The following is a 17111-nucleotide window of genomic DNA, read 5'->3' as shown; positions in this document are numbered from 1 at the left end:
ACGGGCAAGGGCGGAGGGGACGCTCCCCCCATCCTCTTCGCAACCGCTGTACGAGCGCGGATCGCTACTTCCGCGCGAGGCTGAAGGAAAAATGACTGCCGCGGTGATAGTCGACGGAATAAACGACCGGCACGCCGCTTGCATTGAAACAGGTCTCGCGGATCAGCAGCGCCGGCCCGAAATCCCGCAGATCGTTGCGCTCGACCACGTCCTCAGGAAGCATCACTGCCGTGACCGTAGCAGCGGACATGCGCGGCCGGTGTCTGTACTGCTCGAGCAGATCGAGCAGCGAGCCGCCCCATTCGATGTCATAAAGGCGGTTCGGAATGATGCTGCGCGGGATGTAGTCGAGACAATAGAGTATCGGCTCGTCCTTGTGCAGACGCAGCCGCTCGAGACGGATGACGCGCTCGCCATTTGCAAGCTGCAACTGCCCCGCCGTGACCGCGTCGGGCATTTCCTCGGCGATCGAGAGTACCTTGTTGACGGTCGCATAGCCATAATGGCGCGTCATGTCGGTGACGCTCTCGAAGACGGTGATCGGCCTTTCGACATGGACCGCAGACATCGCCGACACGAACCGGCCGCGGCCGTGCTCGACATAGATGACGCCATCCTGTTCCAGTAGTTTCAATGCCTCCCGCAGCGCCGGGCGGGAGATCCTGAAACGCTCCGTGAGCTGCGCCTCCGTCGGAAGCTTGTCGCCCGGAGCGAGCCCCTGCTCCCGGATCAGATCGGCGATGCGGTCGCGAAGCTGTATGACCAGGGTGCGCGTGTCGCGAAGCGGCTCGGGCAATTCCTCTCTCCAAATGACGGCAAAATATGATCCTTCTTGTCTGACAAATCCAGGAAGGTCAAGGGACAGTTCTGCTACCCTATATCCTTACGGGAGCTCGCTGGCAGAAGGTGTATCCGGCCGATTATCTCCCTTGACATTCTCAGACAATGTTGTCAGTTGTCTTACAACATTGCCGATGCCAGCCGGCGATCGCCACCAACTGTCGAGAGAGAACCATGCTGAATTTTGACGAACAGAGATTTCTACGCATTCAGTCGGGCGCCGTTGCCCTGCGTCAACGCCTGGACGACGTCGTCGTCTCCTGCCTTGAAAAGGGTGCGGAAAACGTCTTCTTCCTCGGGACCGGCGGTGCCGCCATTCTCATGCAGCCGGCCGCCCAGTTGCTCCAGCGCAGGTCGCGCTTTCCGGCCTTTATCGACCTGCCGGCCGAGCTCTTCATTACCGGTTCGGTCAACCTGACGGAAAAGTCGATCGTCGTCATACCGTCGCTCTCCGGCACGACCAAGGAGAGCGTGGCTCTGCTGGCAAAGGCGAAGGAGGCCGGCGCGACAGTCCTGTCGCTGGTGGGTCACGAGGAAACGCCCCTCGGCAAGGGTGGCACCCATGCCTTCGTCAACTTCGCCGAAGACGACACGTCCTGCGAGTCCTTCTACCTGCAGTCCCTGTTCATCGCCCTGTCTATCATGCGTCACCGCGGCGAGATCGAGAACTACGACCAGATCGCCGCTGAACTGGAACGACTTCCTGAGCTTCTCCTCGAAGTGAAGCGCGGCTACGAGGACAAGGCCGAGGCCTTCGCCCGTGTTCTGGCAGGCTCCGATTACCACATCATCACAGGCGCCGGAAACGCCTGGCCCGAGGCATTCTACTACGGCATGTGCATCCTCGAAGAGATGCAGTGGATCCGGACACGCCCGGTCCATGCCTCGGACTTCTTCCATGGAACGCTCGAGCTCGTGGAAAAGGGCGTCAGCGTCATCCTCTTCAAGGGCGAAGACGCTCTGCGGCCGCTTGCCGACCGGGTGCAGAATTTCGCGCCCAACTACACGGACAGGCTGACGGTCCTCGACACGGCGGACTTTGCGCTGCCAGGCATTTCGCAAGAGGTGCGCGGCCTCGTTTCGCCCATCGTTCTCGCAACCGTGCTCGAGCGCATCAGCGCGCATCTCGAAGTGATGCGCAACCACCCGCTGACGACGCGGCGTTACTACAAGCGCGTAGCCTATTGAGCATAGACGCCCAATGAACTAGCACGGTCGCGACTGCTCCGGCATTCGCGGCCCTGCTGGCGAAACAAGAGAATTCCATGACCAGATTCCGATTTGCGGCCGTCGGCGACAATTGCATCGACCGCTATCGCGCGCCGCTTAGCCAATCCTATGTCGGCGGCAACGCTATCAATGTCGCCGTTCAACTTGCAAGGCTCGGCCACGGATCCTTCTATTTCGGCGCCGTCGGCCGCGATTCCGACGGCGCCCAGGTTCGCCGACTGCTGCTCGCGAACGGCGTCAATGTCGACCACTTGCTCGCGCGCGACACCAACACGGCCTACACGGATATCGACGTGACACCTGCCGGCGACCGCATCTTCGTTCATGAAGACTTCGGCGCCTGTGCCGGATACCGCCCCGATGCCGGCGAGATCGAGCTGCTGAAGACCATGGACCATGTGCATATCGGCTGGCTGGACGACGGCGGCGTGTTGCGCCGTGCGTTATCTGCCGCAGGCGTCAGCATCTCCCAGGACGTCTCGGTCAATGCGGCAGCCGCAGATCTCGACGTCGACGACCTTTCGATCGCCTTCGGTTCGGCCGGCGAGGACGAAAGCAGTGCAGAGAGGCTGGCCGGCGAATTTCTCGCGCGCGGAGCCCGCCTTGCGGTGGTCACGCGTGGTGCGCTCGGCTCGCTCGCGAGCGACGGCACCAATATCGCATCTGCCGGCATTCGTCCGGTCGAAGTCGTGGACACGACCGGCGCCGGCGACAGCTTTATCGCCGGCTTCATCGCCGCCCGCCTGGAAGGGCGCACCCTTGCCGCATGCCTCGCAGCCGGCAGGGACCTGGCCGCGAATACCTGCACGCATGTCGGCGGCTTCCCGCAGGAACCGCAATCGATCTGACGTCGGCTTGCCTGCGTTGCCGGTGCCATCGCCGGGAACGGCGGATCAATGGGGTCGCATCGTCGCCCTCGCCGACTCCGATGGAAGACCCATCGGGGTGATGGACGCCTTCATCGCCGCCATCGCCGCGCACCGACTTACCCTGGTCACCCGCAACACCAAAGACTTTGAAACGACCGGAGTGCGTTTGTTCAACCCCATGGTCTGAGGGAGCCGATACATGACCCCGTATCTGTGCCTTCACCGACAACCGGCACCGCCAGCGGCGACGGCAGCGCACAGTCCTGCGATATGCATCAGTGCAGGAGCTGGCTGAGGAACAGGCTCGCCCGATCCGTCTTCGGATGCGCGAAGAATTCGTCCGGTTCGCCCTCTTCGACGATGCGGCCCTGATCCATGAAGATCACCCGATCCGCGACTTGGCGCGCGAAGCCCATTTCGTGGGTGACGCAGACCATCGTCATGCCCTCGTTTGCGAGCGCCACCATGGTGTCCAGCACTTCCTTGACCATTTCAGGGTCGAGTGCAGAGGTCGGCTCGTCGAAGAGCATGACCTTCGGATTCATGCAGAGCGCCCGCGCGATCGCGACGCGCTGCTGCTGTCCGCCCGAAAGCTGGCCCGGATATTTGTTCGCCTGCTCCGGAATGCGCACGCGGTTGAGATAGTCCATCGCGATCTCCGTCGCCTGGGCGCGCGGCAAGCGCTTGACCCACATCGGCGCCAGAATACAGTTTTCGAGGATCGTCAGGTGCGGGAAGAGATTGAACTGCTGAAACACCATTCCCACTTCGCGCCTGATGGCATCCACCTTGCGCTCATCTTCGCCGACTTCGACGCCACCGACGACGATGCGGCCCTGCTGATGCGCCTCGAGCCGGTTGACGCAGCGGATCAGCGTCGACTTGCCGGAACCGGAGGGTCCGCAGATGACGACCTTCTCCCGCGGCGCGATGGACAGGTTGATATCGTCAAGGGCATGATACTGGCCGTACCATTTATGTACGCCGCTGAGCGTGATCTCCGGCGAAGCGATGTCGATCGATGTGGGCATTGTTGTCTCCAGGATTATTTCAGGACGAGCCAGCCGGAAAGCACGATGACGAGGGCGCCCGCGACCGTGTGCAGTTCGATGGGGGCGGCAAAGAACAGCACCCCGTAGAGGCAGCCCCAGACGATCTGGCTGTATTGGAAAGGCGCAACCACCGAGGCGTCGCCCATGCGGAAGGCGCGCACCAGCAGCAGATGACCGCCGAGCATGAAGAGGCCGGCGAAGAAGGCGATCAGCAGATCGCCCGGCCCGACCGGCGCCAATCCGCCGCCGATCGACGCAACCGCCAGCGCGACCGCCGCGAGCACGACGAGCAGCGTCGAGACGAGGGCAAGGTCGCTCTCCGTCGCCCTGGCGCGCCGCAGCAGCACGAGCGAGAGCGCAAAGACGAGAGCCGACCCAGCCGCCGCGGCGTGGCCCGGATTAAGCGGCGCGATCCCCGGCCTGAGCGCAACCGCAACACCGAGGAAGCCGACGACCACGCCACACCAGGCAACGATGGACAGGCGTTCCGCCAGCAGGGCGAAGGCCAGCACCGCCACAAGAACCGGAGTGAGGAAGGCGAGCAGATAGGCTTCCGACAGCGGCAGCACCGAAAATGCGTAGTGGATCAGGAGCGTATCGACGGCGAGCAGGAACGCCCTCAGGAGCGCAAGCCCCGGATGACGCGGTCTGAGCGACGCCGTGGTGCCGGTGACGCCGGCGTAGACGGCAAGCATCGCGAGCGCCGCGAGCGTCACCATGAAGGTCACCTGCGGCACGACGAAGCGCTCTGCGAGAAGCTTCACCAGCACATCCGTGCCCGAAAAAACGGCGAACGCCAGGAGGCCCAGGGCGGCAGCGCGCAGGTTGCGCGGCATGCCGGCCGCGGCCGGCGCGACAGTCGCGTCAACGGACATTGAAGCGCCCAAACCGTGCTTCGATGCGCGATTGCATATATTCGAGGCCGATCGAAAGGATCCAGTAGATCATCGAGGCCGTGATCAGCATTTCGATGTGGCGGAACTCGGTCTGTCCCTGGGTGCGGGCGAGATACATCAGCTCCCAGACGCCGACGACGGAGATCAGCGAGGAGTCCTTCAGCATCGCGATGAACTGGTTTCCGGTCGGCGGGATGATCACGCGCATCGCCTGCGGCAGGATCACCAGGCCCATCGTCTGGCTCGGGTTCAAGCCGAGCGCGGTCGCGCCTTCCGTCTGCCCCCGCGGGATGCTCTCGATCCCGGCCCGGAAGATTTCGGTCATATAGGCGCCGTAGCACAGCGAGAGCGCGAGGATGCCGGCCGGCACGGCGCTGATGACGTAGCCCACCTGCGGCAAACCGAGATAGATGATATAGATCTGCATCAGGAGCGGCAGGCCGCGAAACAGCGACGTGTAGAAGGTGGCGAGGCCGTAGATCACACCGTTCTTCGACAGTTTTGCAATCGCGCCCACAAGCGCGATGACGGTCGCGACGGCGATCGAGATCACCGAGATGTAGAGCGTGGTGACGACGCCCTGCGAAATCAGGAAGCTGATCTTCTTTGCGATGAAGGCAAAGGAAAGATTGAAGGAATAGAAGAAGAGCATCAGCAGCGCGAAGAGCTCCAGCCAGACGCCGACCACCTGCCAGGGGCGAGGCAGCTGCCGCAGGGCCTTCCAGTTCAGCGCCGCTATCACGGCGATCATCACCGCGCTGACCAGCCGCCCGAGCGCGGGATTGGCGGCCAGCCACTCCGAGCTTGTCGGCAGCACGAGGCCGATCCAGGCCGGGCTTACACCCAGGCTGTAGATCGTCAGGGTTATCAGCGCGAGCAGGAGAAACGTCCCGGTGCGCCGCGCTGCATCCGGATACGTCAGAATCATACGACCGATCATTTGGTTCTCTCCGGCATTCAGGCCGCGCGCTCGCGCCACCAGTCTTGAGCTTGCAGTTTCCAATAGGTGAGCTGGGCCACCGCCAGCCCGGCATAGCCGCCGGCCCAGACGAGCCCGAAGGGCTTGAACAGCTTGTAGCGGTCGGACTGACCCAGAATGCCTTCGGCCACCAGCTTTCCGCCGATGGCGGTTGTGTTCAGCCCGTGACCGCCAAAGGCCGTGCAATGCCATACTCCGGCTTGCATCTCTCCGATCTGTGGCATGAGGTGGCGCGCATAGGACATCAGTCCCGACCAGGCGAGCTCGGTCTTCAGATCCTTGAGCTGCGGATAGGTCCCAACCATTTCGCGCCGCAGTTCCCCGGCCAAGGCTGCCGGCGAGGCCGCGCGGGTGGTGATGCGCCCGCCCCAAAGTAGGCGTTTCCCGCCTTCGACCAGGCGGTAGTAGTCGCCGGCGCGGCGGTTGTCGCCGATCGCGTCCGTGGTGGCGATGGCGGTACGGATGAGTTCCGGCGCTTCCTCGCTCAGCATGACATAGGTCGCGATCGGCAGGAACGAACGTTTCAGCCGTCCGTTCAAAGGACCTGTGTAACCGCCGGTGGTGAACACGACATGACGCGCTCTGACACTTCCACCCGACGTGGACACCGTCTTCTCGGCACTGTCGAGCACGCTCCCGGTCGCGGCCGACCCCTCATAGATCCGGCCGCCAAGGCGTTCGATCTCGCGCGCCAGTCCGCGAAGATAGTTGAGCGGGTGCATGTGGAAGGCTTTGCGGTCGCGCAAGGCGTGGAAATACCGGTTCGACTTCAACACCGAACGGACCTCGTCGGTGGAGAGATAGTCGAGTTCATAGCCGTAGATGCGTCTCATCTCGTCGGCATGCGCCTTCAGGCTGCCGCCCTCGTCGTAGCGCAATACGCTCGTGATGCCGGGCTGCGGCCTCGCCTCCTCGATCTTCAGCGTCTCGATCGTTTCGCGAACGAATTCGACGCCTTCGATCGAAAGCCGGTGTATCTGTCGCGCCGCTTCGGTCCCGGCCATCCGGGCGATGTTGTCGCTGCCGGTGGCAAAACCCGGGCTGACGAAACCGCCATTGCGGCCGGAGGCCCCGAAACCGACGCTTTCGGCTTCGAGAACGATGACCGACTGTCCGGCGCGCACCAGCTGCAACGCCGTCGTCAGACCGGCGAGCCCGCCGCCGATGATTACGCTATCGCATTCGACCATCCCGGAGAGGGCCGGCCTGACATTCGTTTCGGCTATTGTCTGTTTGTAATAGGTATTGGGATAGGACATTTTCTCTCGCCCGTCGACCGCGGTGGCAAGGCGAAGGGGCAGCAAGCCGCCCCCCGCAGGTATCGGTTCAGTCGGCGCTATAGTCCTTGCCGTACCACTTGGTGGTCAGCGTCGCGAGCGTGCCGTCCTTCTTCATCTCGTCGATGATGGCGCCAACCTTCTTCGTCCACTCCGGATCGACCTTTTCGGCGATGACCACCAATGGCTCCCTGAAGGCATACTCGCCCTCGAGGACGCGCAGCGGATAACCGTTTTTCATCGCGTTGAGCGCTGTCTGCTCCGGCGCGATGACGGCATCGAGGCGAACACCGTCGCCAAGACGCAGATCGTCGAAGGGCAGCATGGAATCGGCAAAGGTGCGGACCTCGCCCGGCTCGATCTTGTATTCGATCGGCGGCAGGCCAGGCGCATCGATCTCCAGCCGGCGGCGAATGAAATCTTCCGACGTGGTCGCCGTTTCGACGCCGATGACCTTGCCGTTCAGGTCTGCGACGGATTTCGCCTGGCTGTCCTTGTGCAGCACGTAAACATAGGGGCTGAAGTAATAGATGCCGACGAAATCGATGACCTGAGCACGCGCCTTGGTCGGGGTGACGGAGCCAACACCCAAATCGTAGCGCCCTTGCCAGCGGCCGCCGGTCAAGGTCGCCCAGTCGGGCGTTTCGAAGCTCACTTCGACACCAAGGCGCTTTGCGATCTCCTTGGAGACGTCGATATCGAAACCGACCAGTTCGTTGCTGTCGTCGAGATAGCTCTGGGGCGGCCAGCCGCTGTTGGTGGCGACCACCATGGCCTTCTTGCCCATGACGCGGTCGAGCGTCTCACCCGCCTGAGCGGCGGTTACGAACGCCAGTGCGGCAACGCCGATAGCGACCTTTGCAATTAGTCCTTTCACGCAATCCTCCTCTTCGATCGGTCAGCCCTACAGCGTCGCTTGCCTCGCAAAATTCGCTGTAGCACTTCGACTTTGCTGCATGATCTGCGGAACATGCAGCGTGCTCCCAGTTATAAGATGTCTGACAACTGAATTAGTAAATCCTGCTGACGCGGTGTCAAGGCCGCATGGCGCACGGGTCCATGAAACGAAATGATGAGACGATGCGAATCGGTGATGGACTCGGCCGGAGCGCGAAGGATAAGGCGGTGTTGAGAGCGACGGGGAGCCAGGCTCCACACACTGGCCCCAAAGCGCGCCAAGGAGTGGACGCGGAGAGGCGGGGCCGGCTTCCGCCTGAGCCCCGCCTCGCATGTGACGAGCACTTCACATAGGGATCACTCGGCAGCCGTTGCGGTACGGCCGCCATTGGACTGCATCAGCCCTTGCGCACGCTTCAGGCATTCGGCCTGCTCGTTGCGATAACGCGGCCCGATCTCCATCATCAACACGGTCTCCGGGAGGAAAGTCAGTTCACGGAAGATATCCTCCCAGTCGATGTCGCCCCAGCCGAGCGGCATGTGCAGGTCGCCGATGCCGAGTGCCGTCGCCTCCTGCGGATAGAACGCCTGGTAAAAGGCCTGCGGGCGGCCGAAGGAATCGTGGACGTGGAGATGACCGGCAACGGGCGCCATGGCGCGGATCTGATCGCGAAAATTCAAGCCGCGATAGCTGGACTCGATGTAGGCATGACTGAAGTCGATCAGCGCCACCAGATTGGAATGGTCGACGGCCCTCACCGTCTCGGCGATCTCGGCCGGTGTCTGGCGATACTGTCCCGGTGCCGTCGAAAAGATATTTTCGAGCGCTATGCGCACGCCGTAGGGCCGTGCGAATTCCGCGAGCTCGAACAAAGCGTCACGCTCGCGCCGGTCTGCCTCCGCCCGCTCGAAAAGCTGCTCGGCACGCAGGTGACCGCCGTGCTGCACGATGATGCCGGCGCCGATGCGATCGCAGATCTCGACCAGGGCCTTTGCCGCCTCCAGCTGATAACCCGCCGTTGCCGGATCCATGAAGTTCGAGGAAACGAGACCGTGAACAGTGTAGCGAAAGGGAAACCGGCGGGTCAGCGCCACAAGCCGCTCCACGCGCTCCTTGATCAATCTTCCGCCGGCGATGAGGTCTATGCTGGTCAGGCCAAGCTCGACCGTGTCGACGCCGAGTTCCCCCAGTCGGCGCAGGTCGGACTCGAGGCTCTCCAGTTCGCCGTCGACGGAACCCGAACTGAAGCCGGTTGCGATGATATTGCTCATTGACTGTCCCCATTGAGATGACCGGCTGCGACCGGACTGGAAAATACACGCTGTCGGAAACCGCTACACCTTTTCCTCTAAGCGCATCGATACGACTTCGGCGTCACGTAGAGCGAGCGCCAGGTCGGGACTGTCCGAGGTCAGATGCCCGATTCCCCTTTCGAGCCAGCGGCGGACGCCCGCTTCCTCGTTGACGGTCCATACGCAAAGCCGCTCCACAGGCACCGAGCCACGGATGAGTTCCCACTCGTCCGCCATCAATTCGTGGTGGATCGCTACTAAGTCCACGAGGTCGTCGGCGGCCGCGAGAAAGGCGGCGAGACCGCCTTGCCGCGCCGCCCAGTCGGCATTGACGGAGACGAGACGCGCGACATGCGGCGCACGGAGGCGGCAATCCTCGAGGACCGATCTATCGAAAGACGTGAGATGGGAGCGGTGGTCGACGCCGAAGCGCCGCAGCTCCTCAGCTACTCGGGCGGCGATGCCAGGGTAAGGCGTTCCCGTTTCGTCGGACTTGATCTCGACATGCAAGTGAAGTCCGTCCCTGGCTGCAAATATGCCCAGCACGTCACTCAAGGTCGGGATACTCTCGTCCGTATCGCGCAACGGCGTCGCGAGCCGCACCGCCGGTGTCATCCGGCGCACCGGCCCGGTCGCGTGTACCGTCCTGTCCAGCGTGGCGTCGTGGATGACGACCAGCTCTTCTGAATCGGTCAGGTGCACGTCGAACTCGATGGCATCGACGCCGAGCCGCAGCGCATTGCGGAAACCCGTCAGCGAGTTTTCCGGCCAGAGATTGCGGGCGCCGCGGTGACCGATGATTTTGGTCATGGGATTGGTCCTTAACGCACGGTGGGATCGAGCTTGTCGCGAAGCCAGTCGCCGACAAGCGAGATGGAAAGGGTCGTGAGCATGATGACGGCAGCCGGAGCGAGCATGATCCAGGGAGCGCGGGTCAGATATTCGCGCCCGAAGCCGACCATGTTGCCGAGGCTCGTTTCCGGCGGCTGCACGCCGAGACCGAGGAATGACAACCCGCTTTCCATCAGGATGATCTCCGGAAACGTCAGCGTCATCGACACGATCAGCGTCGATGCGACATTGGGCAGGATATGGCGGAGATAGACCCGCGCCGGGGTGGCGCCGAGTTGGACCACCGCGGCAGCATAGCCCTGCGCCCCGGCCGAGATCGCAAGGCCGCGGGCGATGCGCGCGTAGCGTTCCCAGCCGTAGAAGCCCATGAGACAGACGAGCAGCACCATGGAGGAGCCGAAGAAGGCCAGCACCGCCAGCGACATGATGAGAAATGGCAGGGCCGCCTGGAAATCGGCAAGCGCGAGGACCAGATGCTCGGTCAGGCCCCGGAACCGCGCTGCCGCGAAGCCGAGCGCCGTGCCGAAGACCGCCGAAAGCAGCGTCGCACCGAAGGCGATGATCAGCGAGACGCGGATCGACTGGATCAGCCGCGACAGCACGTCCCGGCCGAGCTCGTCGGTGCCGAGCCAGTGCTTGAGCGTTCCGGGCGCCGACAGCCGGCTCGTCAGATCCATCGCCGTGATGTCATAGGGGCGCAGATACCCGGCAAAAAGCGCGATGACGATCATCGCTGCGAGCCAGAGGAAGCCGAAGGCCACCGAAAGCGGCACCTTGCGGCGAAGGAAGGAAAGGGAGCCTCGTAGCCATCCCGCAAGAGGCGATCTCTCTGCCAGATCAACGGAAGCCATAGCGCATCTCCTTGGATCTAATGCCCGGCATGCGAACGCAGCCGCGGGTCGAGCCAGCCATAGAGCAGGTCGACGACGAGGTTCGACATCACCATTGCTGCAGCGATGATCAGCAGGATGCACTGAACGACGGCGAGGTCGCGGTTGCTGACCGAGACGATCAGCAGCCGCCCGATACCGGGCCAGGAGAAGATCGACTCCACCACCACCGCGCCGGCGATCAGCGAGCCGACCATGAAGCCGACGATGGTGACGATCGGGACTGCGGCGTTGGGAAGCGCATGGCTCCAGATGACGTCGCGCCATTTCAGCCCCTTCGCCGAGGCCGTGCGGATATAGGGCTGCCCAAGCACCTCGATCATGGCGCTGCGCGAGAAACGGGCAAGAATGCCGATCCCGCCGATGCTCAGCGTGATCGTCGGCAGAATTCCATGCATCCAGGTATCCTGGCCCCCGGAGGGCAGCATGCCGAGAAGAACCGAAAAGATCAGTACGAGCACGAGGCCCATGACGAAGGACGGAACGGTAAAGCCGATGATCGCCAGCGTGATCACGCCGCGATCGGCGAAGCTCTGGCGGTGGAGCGCGGCATAGACGCCGGCGGGGATACCGATCATCAGCTTCAGGATCAGCGCCGGAAGCGTCAATTGCAGCGTCGCGGGCACCCGCTCCAGGACGAGGTGGAGCGCCGAGGCCTTGTCGCGCATGGACACGCCGAAATCTCCGGTGAAGATCGACTTGATATAGGCGAGGTATTGTATCCAGATCGGCTGGTCGAGGCCCCAGGCTTTGCGGAACGCATCGACGGCGTCCTGAGGCACATCGGGACCGAGCATCACCTGGGCCGGATCGCCCGACATGCGCAACACGACGAAAGCGAAGGTCACCACGGCCAGGATGGTAATCACGGCGCGCATCAGACGCACGAGAACGAAGCGGATCATGCCCGTCTCCTCATGGTCTCGACCGAGGCGGTTTCGCCCGCCACGGCATGACAGGCGGCCGTCCGGCCGTTGCCGGTCCGGAGAAGCGCAGGCACGCTCGTGCGGCAAATGTCGCGCGCAACGGGACAGCGGGGATGGAAGGCGCAGCCCGACGGACGATCGGCCGGGTTCGGCGGCTCGCCCTGCAGGATCACCCGGCCTTCGAGCGGCTTGCCCGGGACCGGGACGCTCGAAACCAGCGCCTTCGTATAGGGATGCTGCGGCGACCGGAAGATCACGTCGGAAGAAGCCTCCTCCACGATCCGGCCGAGATACATGACCGCGACGCGATCGGCGACGTTGCGTACGACCTTCAGATCGTGGCTGATGAAGATCATGGCGATGCCGTTCTTTTCCTGGAGGTCGCGCAGCATATTGACGACCTGCGCCTGGATCGAAACGTCGAGGGCGGAGACGGGTTCGTCGCAGACCAGGAGCTTCGGCCGCGAAGCAAGGGCGCGGGCGATGACGGCTCGCTGCCGCTGGCCGCCGGAAAGCTCGTGCGGGAAGCGCCCGGCCTGGTCGGGGCGAAGCCCGACAGCCGCCATCAGCTCGGCAATGCGGGCGGCCTGGTGTTCTTTCGGGACGAGCCCGTGAATATCGAGCGGCTCGCCGATTTGCGCCGCAATCGTCAGGCGCCGGTCGAGTGCCGCAAGCGGATCCTGGTAGACGAGTTGCATCTTGGCACGCAGCGCCCGCCACCCGGCGGTGCCGTATTTCGGCATAGGGCTTCCCGCGAAGCGCACCTCGCCGGCCTGCGCCGGGTCGAGCCCCAGAAGCATCCGCCCCAATGTCGATTTGCCGGACCCCGATTCGCCGACGATTCCGAGCGTCTCGCCGGGCATGACCGCGAGCGAAATCCCGTCGACGGCGCGCACGGGGCTTGGGCGGCCGAAGAGCCCGCGCCGGACCTCGTAGTTGCGCACGAGTTCGTCCGCTTCGATGAGCGCAGTCACGACATCAGCCCTTCGGGAATTCTTCTCTCCGCGTCGCCGCGCGTGACCGTCGGTACGGGGCGCATGCAGGCAAGGCGGCGCCCGTCGCCTTGGGGCTCGAGATGCGGGTAATCGCTCCCGCAGGCGTCGACGGCGCGGGGGCAGCGGGGCGAGAAGGAACAGCCCGCAGGCAGATGTTTCGGATTCGGTACGGTCCCCCGGATAGGGATCAGCCGGTCGCGCGGCCCGTCGATGCGCGGAATGGCATCGAACAGTCCCCGCGTATAGGGATGCCGCGGCTCCGAGAAGAGTTGCGCCACGCTTCCCTCTTCCACGATCCGGCCGGCATACATGACGCATACGCGATCGCAGACCTGCGAGACCGCGCCCAGATCATGGCTGATGAAGACCAGCGCCATGCCGGTCTCGGCCCGAATCGTGTTCAGAAGATCGAGGATCTGCGCCTGGATGGTCGCGTCGAGCGCCGTGGTCGGCTCGTCGGCAATCAGCAGGTCCGGCTGGCCCGCGAGCGCCATCGCGATCATCAGGCGCTGGCACTGCCCACCGGAAAATTCGTGCGGATAGAGATCGAAGCGCCGCGCCGCATCGGGAATGCCGACCATGTCCATCAGCCGCAGGGCCTCGAGGCGCGCCGCATCCCCGCGAAGACCGCGGTGAATGTAAAGCGCCTCGGCGACCTGGCGGCCGATGCGCAATACGGGATTGAGAGAGCTCGAAGGGTCCTGGAAAATCATTGCTATCCGCCCGCCGCGGACCTTCTCGAGAGCCGCGCGGCGTGCCCCGCACAGTTCCCGGCCGTCGATCCGGACAGAACCCGTGACCGCCGCCTTGCCCGGAAGCAGCCCGAGAGCCGCGAGCCAGGTCACGGACTTGCCGCATCCCGACTCGCCGACGAGGCCGACAGCCTCTCCTTTGGCAACATTGAGATCGATGCCATGCAGAACCTGAACGCCATCGAAAGCGACCTTCAGGTCCCGCAACGCTACGAGATGCGGTTTGGCAGCGCCCATTTCTCATTCCCGGTGTTTCGACCGCGGCATCGCCGCTCGGTCCTCAAGGAATTCCGGCAGCCGCCGGGCTGCCGGAACACGGCTGGATCGAATTCAGCTCGCCCAGTTGGCGGCGCGGAAGTCCATGGCGAAGGCGGGCGCCGCCTTCCACTTCAACGAAGACTTCATGCCGGTGAAGACCGCGTTCTGGTGAAGCACCTGATAGACCGGGTCCTCGCGCTCGCAGATCTCGAGCATGCGGGCGAATGCCTTCTTGCGCTTCGCATGATCGGTTTCCGTTTCGAGGATCTGGGCCATCTGGTTGGCCTCGGCATTTGCCCAGTCCTTCTTCTGCTGAACCTCGCCGTTAGGCCCGAACTGGGCGACGATCGAGGAGACCGGATCGCTGAAGGAGGCGCCGGCCGACCAGTCGCGCACGCCTTTCGTGCCGGACGGGTCGTGGATCTGGCCCCAATTTTCCTTCATCTGGATTTCGACATTGAGGCCGACCTGCTTCCACATCTCGACCATGATCTGGCCGTTCGCAGTCTGGTTCGTGTAGTAATTGTTGAGAAGGCGGAACGGGATCGCATCGCCCTTGTAATTGGCCTGCTTCAGGAGGTCCTTGGCGAGTTGCGGATTATATTCCGGAACCGTCCAGCCCTCGACGAACATGTCACCGTAGAAGGGGAACTGCAGGCCGGCCGGCACGGTCGTCTGACCGGACCAGAGCGCATCGACGATCGCCTGGCGGTCGATCGAATGGGTCATCGCCCGGCGGACGAGCGGGTCCTGAAGGGTCGGGTTCTGGACATTGAAGACGGAAATGCGGTGGTTGTGGATCGTCGAGCCCTGGACCTCATATCCGGGTGCGGCCTGAACCGCGGCGATCTGGTCCGGCGGCAGGTCGCAGGCGAAGTCGTATTCGCCGGAGAGCAGGCCGTTGACGCGGGATGAAACCTCCGGAACCTCGACGAAACGGATCTGCTCCAGCGGGGGGCGGCCGCCCCAGTAGTCGTCGAAGGCGACGAGCGTCAAGGAAACGTCCGGCTTATGTTCGCCGACCATATAGGGGCCGGTGGTGATCGGCTTGCGTGCCCAGTCCATATAGGTCGCCGCCTCGTCCCAGGCGCGACGGTTGGCAATCTGGCTGCCGAAGGCATAAAGGCGGCCCTCGATGGTGACGTCCGGCGTCGCGTTGTGGAAGCGAACGGTATATTTGTCGACGGCCTCCACGCCGGCAAGCGCCGGCCACAGGCGCCGCCCGGTGCCCGGCACGACTGCCGGCAGCTCCTTGGCGGTTGCGGGCTTGTGCTCATCTTCGAAAACGGTCTTGCCGCCTGCGGGCTGAGTGTCCCCGAACACGCGCTGCGCGGAGAAGCTGAACACGACGTCGTCGGCCGTGAGTTCGTCGCCATTGTGGAACTTCACACCCTGGCGCAGCTTCAGCTCGAGAGTCTTGTCGTCGATACGCTTCCATTCCGTCGCAAGGCCGGGGACCGGACCCTGATTGCCCATCCAGTCGCGCAGGATCAGCCCCTCCCAAAGGTTTGGGAAGAACACGCGCTCACCGACATTCGACTGCTCGTTCCAGACGTCGAGCGTATTGTTGATGGTGATCTTCTGCACCGCGATGGTAACGGACGGGCGCTTGCCTTGGCTGAACGCGAAGCGCGGCAAGATCAAGCTGCCCGCAGTCGCGCCCATGAGGCCGAGCGCGGCTCGCCGATTGATTGAAAGCATGAGACTCTCCTTTTGGATGGAATCGAGCACCCGCCCGGATGCCGTTCAGCGTCGGGTCTAGTTCCGTCAGACGTCGTCTTCCTGATGTTTGGGTGAAACTTTCGTGACAGGGGCTCGACGGCGAGCCGTTAGGCGCCTCAGCTCCTTCGGAGGGATCGTCTGCGCATCCGCGCCGCCGGTCGACGCGCAGTGCAAAGCGACAATGAATGAAGCTGCAGTCATGGGGAGTAAGGCGTCCAACTGAAAATCGTCAGAAGCCAATTAGTTCACATGTGTAACACTGATGTGACGTATGTAACTCTTCTCCATGTCGCCTTGCCCGATTATGGATGACATGCGGTCTGAGCAGACGCGCAACGTTGCAGGGGGGGTGCATGGGGCAGCAGAAACTGATGGCCAAGGCCGCTTGGCTCTACCATGTGGAAGGACTGACGCAGGCCCAGATCGGCGAGCGCATGAATCTCACACGCCGGAGGGTGAACGAGCTTCTTGCCGCGGCGCTGGAGCAGGGCGTCGTCCGGGTCAGCTTCAGTTCGCCCCTTGTCGAGAGTGTCGAACTGGAATCGCGGCTGCGTGACCGTTTCGGCTTGGATGATGCCGTGGTCATGCCCACCCCTGCCGATCCGCGCTTTGTTCATGCCGTTATCGGGCGCGGAGCCGCCGCCTATCTCGATCGCCTGATCCAGGCGCGGAAACCACATTCCATTGGCGTTGGCTGGGGAGCGACCTTGCGCGAGACGATGCAGCATATGACGCCCGCCAACGAGCCCAGGATCGATGTCCGATCGATGATGGGCGGGCTGACGCATGGTTCGGAGATCAACACCTTCGAGATCGTCCGCGGCTTCGCGGAGGTGCTGAAGGCGCAATGCCACTATTTCGTCGCGCCGATCTATGCCGAAACGCCGCAATCGCGCGAGGCCGTGATTGCCCAGTCGGTGTTCCGCAGGACCTTCCGCCAGATCTGCGACGTCGACATATCCTATCTCAGCGCCGGCGACATGTCGCAGCACTCCCTGCAGGTGCGCTATGGCCTTCCGGAGGGGACGAAGGTCAGCGACCTCATAGCCCTCGGTGCGGTCGGCGATCTCCTCGGCCGGTACATCGACGCCGAAGGAAATCCCGTCGATCACCCGCTCAACCGTCAGGTGCTCTCGCCCGAGTTCGACGAATACCGCCGCATCCCCTGCCGCATCGTCGCCTCGGGCGGTTCGCACAAGCACGACATTCTCCTGGCCCTGGCACGGGCGAGGCTGCCGACGATCATGATCACCGACGCCGACAGCGCCATGGCGATGCTGCAGAGGTGATGGACCGGAATCCGCATTGGACGACGGCCGCATCGGCGCTGGGAGGGCCCCAAACGCAAAAAGGCCCGCTGATGCGGGCCTTTTTGCGTGTATA

At 63.4% G+C, this 17111-nt stretch carries 16 protein-coding genes; 3 read left to right on the top strand and 13 right to left on the bottom strand.

Annotation, left to right across the window (positions count from 1 at the left end; all coding sequences use genetic code 11):
- Positions 1-64: 64 nt before the first annotated feature.
- Positions 65-796 carry a GntR family transcriptional regulator gene (locus AC6CIG_RS14260; RefSeq protein WP_100672826.1) on the bottom strand — a complete coding sequence of 244 codons (732 nt, stop codon included), beginning with the start codon at positions 794-796 and terminating at the stop codon, positions 65-67.
- A gap of 218 nt (positions 797-1014) precedes the next feature.
- On the opposite strand from AC6CIG_RS14260, the gene AC6CIG_RS14255 reads away from it, so the two are divergent.
- Together AC6CIG_RS14255 and AC6CIG_RS14250 are read left to right on the top strand one after the other, a co-directional pair.
- The gene (locus AC6CIG_RS14255; RefSeq protein ID WP_100672825.1) at positions 1015-2028 is read left to right on the top strand and encodes an SIS domain-containing protein; all 1014 of its coding nucleotides are present in this window, start codon (positions 1015-1017) and stop codon (positions 2026-2028) included.
- Between the two features lie 77 nt (positions 2029-2105).
- Positions 2106-2918, top strand: a complete 813-nt coding sequence (locus tag AC6CIG_RS14250; protein WP_127712715.1) for a PfkB family carbohydrate kinase — start codon at positions 2106-2108, stop codon at positions 2916-2918.
- Positions 2919-3214: 296 nt separating this feature from the next.
- Here AC6CIG_RS14250 and AC6CIG_RS14245 read toward each other — a convergent pair whose 3' ends face one another.
- From AC6CIG_RS14245 to AC6CIG_RS14190, 12 genes are all read right to left on the bottom strand, one after another.
- A complete protein-coding gene (locus AC6CIG_RS14245) occupies positions 3215-3970 on the bottom strand; it encodes an amino acid ABC transporter ATP-binding protein (protein ID WP_018099340.1) in 756 nt (251 codons plus the stop codon).
- A gap of 14 nt (positions 3971-3984) precedes the next feature.
- Positions 3985-4866 carry a DMT family transporter gene (locus tag AC6CIG_RS14240; RefSeq protein ID WP_498322846.1) on the bottom strand — a complete coding sequence of 294 codons (882 nt, stop codon included), beginning with the start codon at positions 4864-4866 and terminating at the stop codon, positions 3985-3987.
- The gene (locus tag AC6CIG_RS14235) at positions 4856-5827 is read right to left on the bottom strand and encodes an amino acid ABC transporter permease (RefSeq protein WP_026169099.1); all 972 of its coding nucleotides are present in this window, start codon (positions 5825-5827) and stop codon (positions 4856-4858) included. Before AC6CIG_RS14235 ends, AC6CIG_RS14240 begins: the two co-directional genes overlap by 11 nt.
- A 17-nt stretch (positions 5828-5844) precedes the next feature.
- Positions 5845-7125, bottom strand: a complete 1281-nt coding sequence (locus AC6CIG_RS14230) for an NAD(P)/FAD-dependent oxidoreductase (protein ID WP_127712714.1) — start codon at positions 7123-7125, stop codon at positions 5845-5847.
- Positions 7126-7192: 67 nt separating this feature from the next.
- The gene (locus AC6CIG_RS14225; RefSeq protein WP_018099336.1) at positions 7193-8020 is read right to left on the bottom strand and encodes a transporter substrate-binding domain-containing protein; all 828 of its coding nucleotides are present in this window, start codon (positions 8018-8020) and stop codon (positions 7193-7195) included.
- Between the two features lie 377 nt (positions 8021-8397).
- A complete protein-coding gene (locus AC6CIG_RS14220) occupies positions 8398-9312 on the bottom strand; it encodes a TIM barrel protein (RefSeq protein ID WP_127712713.1) in 915 nt (304 codons plus the stop codon).
- 63 nt (positions 9313-9375) lie between these two features.
- Positions 9376-10143, bottom strand: a complete 768-nt coding sequence (locus tag AC6CIG_RS14215) for a glycerophosphodiester phosphodiesterase family protein (RefSeq protein ID WP_127712712.1) — start codon at positions 10141-10143, stop codon at positions 9376-9378.
- A gap of 11 nt (positions 10144-10154) precedes the next feature.
- The gene (locus AC6CIG_RS14210; RefSeq protein WP_018099333.1) at positions 10155-11036 is read right to left on the bottom strand and encodes an ABC transporter permease; all 882 of its coding nucleotides are present in this window, start codon (positions 11034-11036) and stop codon (positions 10155-10157) included.
- 17 nt (positions 11037-11053) lie between these two features.
- On the bottom strand, positions 11054-11980 hold the full coding sequence (locus AC6CIG_RS14205) for an ABC transporter permease (RefSeq protein ID WP_127712711.1): 927 nt from the start codon (positions 11978-11980) through the stop codon (positions 11054-11056).
- On the bottom strand, positions 11977-12975 hold the full coding sequence (locus AC6CIG_RS14200) for an ABC transporter ATP-binding protein (protein WP_127712710.1): 999 nt from the start codon (positions 12973-12975) through the stop codon (positions 11977-11979). The genes AC6CIG_RS14205 and AC6CIG_RS14200 overlap by 4 nt, the downstream gene beginning before the upstream one ends.
- On the bottom strand, positions 12972-13985 hold the full coding sequence (locus AC6CIG_RS14195) for an ABC transporter ATP-binding protein (RefSeq protein ID WP_127712709.1): 1014 nt from the start codon (positions 13983-13985) through the stop codon (positions 12972-12974). The genes AC6CIG_RS14200 and AC6CIG_RS14195 overlap by 4 nt, the downstream gene beginning before the upstream one ends.
- 93 nt (positions 13986-14078) lie before the next feature.
- On the bottom strand, positions 14079-15707 hold the full coding sequence (locus AC6CIG_RS14190; RefSeq protein WP_018099329.1) for an ABC transporter substrate-binding protein: 1629 nt from the start codon (positions 15705-15707) through the stop codon (positions 14079-14081).
- Positions 15708-16081: 374 nt separating this feature from the next.
- On the opposite strand from AC6CIG_RS14190, the gene AC6CIG_RS14185 reads away from it, so the two are divergent.
- A complete protein-coding gene (locus AC6CIG_RS14185; protein ID WP_437409380.1) occupies positions 16082-17017 on the top strand; it encodes a sugar-binding transcriptional regulator in 936 nt (311 codons plus the stop codon).
- Positions 17018-17111: the final 94 nt, after the last annotated feature.

It is taken from the genome of Sinorhizobium sp. GQ132, from assembly GCF_059758575.1.
This window is presented reverse-complemented; position numbering and strand designations above follow the sequence as displayed.